Genomic DNA, 3179 nt, shown 5'->3' on the forward strand with positions numbered 1-3179 from the left:
GACGAGCCGCACCGGCGCGTCGTCCACCACGGTGGCGGGGGCTCCCTGGGCGGGACGGGCTCTGGGCGGCACACCGCCATCCTGGCAGGACCCACCGACACCGTGGTGTGGGCAACGTCCCGCGATCTGGCCGGGCGCGCGAGGCTGCCGTACCGTTCCAGTCGCGCTCGGCGGGATCGGACCCGATCCGCAGCCGACCGGACAACCGAATACGGCTCATCCAGAGGGGTAGAGGGAACGGCCCGACGACACCCCGGCAACCGGCGGCACCCGCTCACGCGCGGGGGGCAAGACCGGTGCCAATTCCGACCCGCCGCGTGGTGGGGAAGATGAGGAGAAACCTTTCATGACCCTGACCGCCTCCGGTCCGAGCACCGCCTCCGGGACCGCCGGTCCGTCCCTCGATCTCGGCCCCGCCGCCGCCCTGGCGTGCCGGGCGTGCGGCCACCGCCTCGCCCTCGCCGCCGAGTTCGCCTGTCCGGAGTGTTTCGGCCCGCTCGAGGTCGCCTACGACTTCGGCCGCGTCACCCGCGAGCAGATCGAGCGCGGCCCGAAGTCGATCTGGCGCTACAAGGACCTGCTGCCGGTGCCGACGAGCGTCGAGTCGCACCCGAACACCGAGCCCGGCTTCACCCGGCTCGTGCGCGCCGACCGCCTCGGCGCCGAGCTGGGCATCCGCAACCTCTGGGTCAAGGACGACACCGGCAACCCGACGCACTCCTTCAAGGACCGCGTCGTCGCCGTCGCCCTGGCCGCCGCCCGTGAGCTCGGCTTCACCGTGCTGGCCTGCCCCTCGACGGGGAACCTCGCGAACGCCACCGCGGCGGCCGCCGCCCGCGCCGGGTGGGACTCGGTCGTGCTCATCCCCGCCTCCCTCGAGCGCGCGAAGATCCTGATGACCGCGGTGTACGAGACGTCGCTGCTGGCCGTCGACGGCACCTACGACGACGTCAACCGCCTCGCCACCGAGCTCGCCTTCGAGCAGGAGGACTGGGCGTTCGTCAACGTCAACGTCCGGCCGTACTACGCCGAGGGCTCGAAGTCGCTGGGGTACGAGATCGCCGAGCAGCTGGGCTGGCGCATCCCCGCACAGACGGTGATCCCGGTGGCCTCCGGCTCGCAGCTCACCAAGATCGACAAGGCCTACGGGGAGCTGGTCTCGCTCGGGCTCGTCGAGGGCGAGGACTGGCGCGTCTTCGGCGCGCAGGCCGCCGGGTGCTCGCCGGTCTCGACGGCGTTCGCCGAGGGCACCGACGTCGTCCGGCCGCAGAAGCCGGACACCATCGCCCGCTCGCTCGCGATCGGCAACCCCGCCGACGGCCCTTACGTGCTCGACACCGTGCGGCGGTGCGGCGGCGCGGTCACCGACGTGACCGACGACGAGGTCCGCGACGGCATGCGGCTGCTCGCCCGCACCGAGGGGATCTTCGCCGAGACGGCGGGCGGGGTCACCGTGGCGAACGCGCGCAAGCTCGTCGAGGAGGGCCGGCTCGACCCCGACGCCGACACCGTCCTGCTGATCACCGGCGACGGGCTCAAGACCCTGGACGCCATCGAGGGCCACGTCGGGCCGACGGCGCACGTGCCCGCCACGTCCAAGGCGGTCCGCGAGGCGCTGGGGTTGTAGGCACGGCTCCTCACCGCCGCTTCGGGTCCGGACGGGGGTCGCCGCGCGCGACGACCGCAGTGCCCCCGCCCGGCGCCGGGACGACGGCCAGGTCGCCGCTCTGGTCGGTGCGGCGCACGAGCGCGCCGGTGCCCGCGAGCAGGCCCATCATCGCCGGGTTCGGGTGCCCGTAGCTGTTGCCCTGCCCGACGCTGACCAGCGCGAGCCGGGCGTGCGCCGCCGTCACGAACGCCGGCAGCGACGACCGCGAGCCGTGGTGGGGCACCTTCAGCACCTCGGCGCCGAGGTCCTCGCCCGACGCGAGCAGTGACTGCTGGGCATCGGCCTCGGCGTCGCCGGGCAGCAGGATGCGGCCGAGCGGGGTAGTGGCGCGCAGGACGAGCGAGGTGTCGTTGACCTCGGTGCCGTCGTCGGCGTCGACGTGCGGGCTCGGGTGCACCGGACCGAGGACGTCGAGCGCCAGACCCGGCCAGTGCAGCGTGACCCCCCGGTCGAGCTCCACCACGGGCGCGCCCGCCGCGCGCGCCCAGCCGGTGACCTCCCCGAGGGTCCCTACCGGCTCGTGCACCGGCCCGAGCGCCACCGCGCCCGCCGACCGTCCCCGCAACGCGCCGGCAAGCCCGTCGACGTGGTCGGCGTGCAGGTGCGAGAGCACGACGAGCGCGAGCGAGCGCACGCCGAGCCGGGACAGGCACCCGTCGACGGCGCTGCCGTCCGGTCCGGCGTCGAGCAGCACCGCACGGCCGGGTTCCCCGGTGGCGAGGACCAGCGCGTCGCCCTGCCCGACGTCGCACACGACGAACGCCCACGCCGGCGGCGGCCACCCGACCGGCACGACCCGCGTCGGCACGAGCACGAGCAGGAGGCCCACGACGACGGCGAGCGCGAGCAGCCGGACCCGCCGCCACCGCAGCGCCACCAGCCCGAGCAGCACCAGCCCGGCCAGCAGCAGCCCGCCGGTGACGCCACCCGGCCAGGTGAGCGTCGCGCCCGGCACCGCCGCGCACCGCCGGGCGACCCACACCAGCCACGCCACCTCCGGCCCGGCGACCCACACCGCTGCGTGCGCCGCCGCGGTCCACCACGGCGCGAGGACCGCGGCCAGCACGCCGAGCACGGTCGCAGGGGCGACGACGGGCGCGGCGAGCAGGTTCGCGAGCACCGCGACGAGGCTGACCTGGCCGGACAGCCCGGCCACCACCGGCGCCGTGACCACGTGCGCGGCGAGCGGCACCGCCAGCGCCTCGGCCACGCCCGGCGGCACCCGGCGCCGCCGCAGCGCCGTGACGACCACCGGCGCGAGCAGCACCAGCGCCGCGGTGGCGAGCACGGAGAGCGCGAAGCCGGCGTCGACCGCGAGGGCCGGGTCGACCAGGAGCAGGACGATCACGGTGACGGCGAGGGCGGGCAGCACCGAGCGGGTCCGTCCCAGGGCCAGCGCCAGGATCGCGACCGCGCCCATCGCTCCCGCCCGCAGGACGCTCGGCGAGGGGCGCGCGAGGACCACGAACCCGACGAGGGCCAGCAGCGCCAGCACCGCCGCCGTCCGCGG

The 3179-nt window shown here is 75.7% G+C and carries 2 protein-coding genes and 1 riboswitch; of the genes, one reads left to right on the forward strand and one right to left on the reverse strand.

What is annotated here, in order from left to right; genetic code table 11:
* Positions 1 to 213 precede the first annotated feature (213 nt).
* Positions 214 to 336: riboswitch (SAM riboswitch) on the forward strand.
* 10 nt (positions 337 to 346) lie between these two features.
* Positions 347 to 1627 carry a threonine synthase gene (gene thrC / locus AC0CYZ_RS11720; protein WP_472215463.1) on the forward strand — a complete coding sequence of 427 codons (1281 nt, stop codon included), beginning with the start codon at positions 347 to 349 and terminating at the stop codon, positions 1625 to 1627.
* A gap of 10 nt (positions 1628 to 1637) precedes the next feature.
* Here the strand turns inward: thrC and AC0CYZ_RS11725 are convergent.
* The coding region (locus AC0CYZ_RS11725) for a ComEC/Rec2 family competence protein (protein ID WP_472215465.1) at positions 1638 to 3179 on the reverse strand (1542 nt) is incomplete at its 5' end.

It is taken from the genome of Actinomycetospora sp. (genome assembly GCF_055612215.1).